General features: G+C 43.2%; 3 protein-coding genes. 2 read left to right on the top strand and 1 reads right to left on the bottom strand.

Going from position 1 to position 3,116, the window contains the following annotated elements; genetic code table 11:
• On the top strand, positions 1-567 hold a 567-nt coding region (locus tag ACR2F7_RS12790; protein ID WP_432713946.1), incomplete at its 5' end, for a protein-L-isoaspartate(D-aspartate) O-methyltransferase.
• Positions 568-821: 254 nt separating this feature from the next.
• Positions 822-1,985 (top strand): glycoside hydrolase family 88/105 protein, encoded by a 1,164-nt coding sequence (locus ACR2F7_RS12785; RefSeq protein ID WP_432713945.1) that lies wholly within the window; start codon positions 822-824, stop codon positions 1,983-1,985.
• Between the two features lie 8 nt (positions 1,986-1,993).
• Here ACR2F7_RS12785 and ACR2F7_RS12780 read toward each other — a convergent pair.
• A partial coding sequence (locus ACR2F7_RS12780; RefSeq protein ID WP_432713944.1) for a DUF2264 domain-containing protein occupies positions 1,994-3,116 on the bottom strand: 1,123 nt, incomplete at its 5' end.

Raw genomic sequence — 3,116 nt, 5'->3', positions numbered from 1 at the left:
CGGGCAACCCTTCAGGCCATGCGCAAGGTAAAACGCCATTTGTTTCTACCTTTAAAACATCAGAAAAATGCTTATGACGATATGCCATTGCCAATTGGCTATGGTCAAACAATTTCGCAACCTTTTATGGTTGCTTACATGACACAATTGCTGGAGCCTGAGGCAAAACATCGTGTCCTGGAAATAGGTACAGGCTCTGGTTACCAGGCCGCCGTTCTTGCAGAAATCGTTCAGCAGGTGTACACTATAGAAATTGTGAAGGCGCTTGGCATGCAAACCAAAAAGAAATTGCAGGAACTCGGCTATCATAATGTGGAGGTTATTACCGGGGATGGCTATAAGGGTTTACCAGCAAAGGCTCCTTTTGATGGTATCATTGTAACGGCTGCTGCAGAAACAATTCCTCCTCCATTGGTAGCGCAATTGAAAGATGGTGGCAGAATGGTTATCCCTGTGGGTGCCTCCTCTGCTGTACAAACCCTGGTGCTTTTAGAGAAAAGAAAGGGCAAGGTATTTACTACAGATGTTACTAAAGTACGGTTTGTGCCTTTTACCAGGGATCAATAAGCTTTATAAGGGATCAGTAAACTTTACCAGAGATCAATAAACCAGCATCTTATCATTAGCATCTAGATCAAGAGCCATGTTTTTGGCAATTAAGGCATGTGAAAGAAAAATACCCCCTTATAAACAGGTTTTGCCCCTTCTTACTTCAGCTAAATCTCTTGTTACTTCAGATAAATAATGACACTTTTGAGTAAACGATCCTCAGGTTCTTTTAAAATGGTCGCTTTCATCACCTTATCAATAAAGTTATACGAATGAACATCTCCCGGGTATTTTATCTTTCTCTGTCCCTTTTTATGTCTATGACATTGGCTTCTTGTACACTACAAAAAAGTGCGCAACCAGCAGCTAAGGCATCCAGTCAAGAGGTGCTCCAGATCATCAACCAGGTTAATCAATACTGGCAAGCCAATAACCCAGCCGAGAAATGGGCCATGTGGGATGTAGTCGCTTACCATACTGGTAATATGGAGGTTTATGGAATCACCAAAAATCCAGCTTATAAGCAATATTCTGAACGTTGGGCAGTACATAACCAATGGATGGGTGCCAAATCAACTGAAAAAGAAAAATGGAAATATGCTTATGGCGAGAAAGATGATTACGTACTATTCGGCGACTGGCAGATTTGTTTCCAGACCTATATAGATTTATATAACCTTGATAAAGACGAGAAAAAAATAGCCCGTGCACTAGAGGTCATGGACTACCAGATGCAAACCGCAAAATCTGATTACTGGTGGTGGGCCGATGGGCTGTACATGGTGATGCCCGTGATGACAAAACTTTACAAAGTAACGGGCAACAAACTGTACCTTGATAAAATATATGAATACTGGAAGTTTGCAGATCAGCTGATGTATGATGCTGATGAAAAACTGTATTACAGGAATGCCAAATATATTTACCCTAAACACAAAAGTGTAAATGGTAAAAAAGATTTCTGGGCACGTGGTGATGGTTGGGTATTTGCCGGACTGGCAAAAGTGCTGCAGGACCTCCCAAAAAATGATCAACACAGGGCTGAATACCTGCAAAGGTTTACAGCAATGGCAGAAAAAATAAAGTTATCACAACAGGCAGAAGGTTATTGGACCAGAAGTTTACTCGACCCAACACATGCACCAGGACCGGAAACCAGTGGTACAGCTTTTTTCGTTTACGGAATGCTATGGGGAATCAGGAATAACGTATTACCAGCAAAGGTTTATGAGCCGGTAGCCCAAAAAGGATGGAAATACCTTAGCAATATTGCCCTGCAGCCGGATGGCAAAATTGGCTATGTGCAACCTATTGGAGAAAGGGCCATCCCTGGTCAGCTTGTGGATAAAAATTCTACAGCAAGTTTTGGGGTAGGCGCCTTTCTTTTGGCATCGGCCGAAATGTACAGGCATCAATTGAGTAAGGGCAGCAATTAAAGAAGCGATTACCTCACATCAACACTATGGTCATTCGTAAAATCCTCTCCGCTCCATACTTTCTGTGCTGTCCACTTCACTGCCGGATCAGCCCAAAACGGATCCTTCTCCTCTAACCCCAATGGCAAAAATATATTAGTACAAATGTAAGGGCTTCCCTGGTTGTTATAAAAATCACCTAAATTAGGTTGGGCACCATAAAGACCAATAGTCAGCCAGCCATCTTTATAAGTAGTGGGGCTTTCTAAAGTTTTTTTGATTACAGCAGTCAATGCACATCGCACCTGTGCAGGTTTCAGCTGTGCCGGCAAAGCCTTACGCCAGGCCATATCAGCCAAATGGTGAAAAGCAGCACCACGGTAAACGATGGAACGACCGGTTGCCGGATAAGTGCCATCCGTATTGATCAAGCGCTCCTGAATAACCGCATAGCGTTCATTGCGCTTTTTAATTTTATCAAACATCCCATTATAGGCATTGGTTTTTTTGCTGATTACAGCCGCAATGGTAGCGAGGTAGGGGTGGATGACATAACTGTTGTAATAATCATAGGCATAATGAGGACCATCGGTGTACATGCCATCGCCAACATACCACTGCTCCATTTGCTGCAGGGCATAATCTACCCGCATCGGATCCCAATCTTCACCAAAACGACATAGAAAAGCTTCATTCATGGCCGAGAAAAGTAGCCAATTAGAAAAAACAGGTTTGAACATCCTTGTTGTGCGGATGGATTTCACAAATTGCTGCTGTTCTTTTTTGCCAAGGTTTTCCCAAATCCATGGTGCACGGATCATGGCATAGGCCACATAAGAGGCATCAACCAGCTGCTGACCACCAATATCAAAGTTCATAAAATCTTTGGCATTAGAATCCAACGCATTGTTTAGGCCCTGGATTACCCATTGGCGGTATTGCTTCCGCAAAGCTTGTTCTTTTACATTTCCCCCTTCCAGCTGCAGCCATGGGGCAATGCCACTTAAAACTCTGCCCAATACCTCAACATACTGCACTTTTATGCGATGTTCTTTATTGTCAACATGGACCGAAGTCACCTTCGGCATCCTGATTTTCAGGCTGTCTTTGGCCAGGTTATACAACACCGGCCTACACATTTTATCCATCTCA

The organism is Pedobacter sp. (genome assembly GCF_045628745.1).
GTDB lineage: Bacteria > Bacteroidota > Bacteroidia > Sphingobacteriales > Sphingobacteriaceae > Pedobacter.
The sequence above is the reverse complement of the archived record's forward strand: the minus strand, read 5'-3'. Positions and strand labels throughout refer to the sequence as shown.

What these genes read in the sequence shown, in the direction of transcription:
- ACR2F7_RS12785 (WP_432713945.1), top strand. Translation starts at nt 822, where the DNA reads ATGAACATCTCCCGGGTATTTTATCTTTCTCTGTCCCTTTTTATGTCT.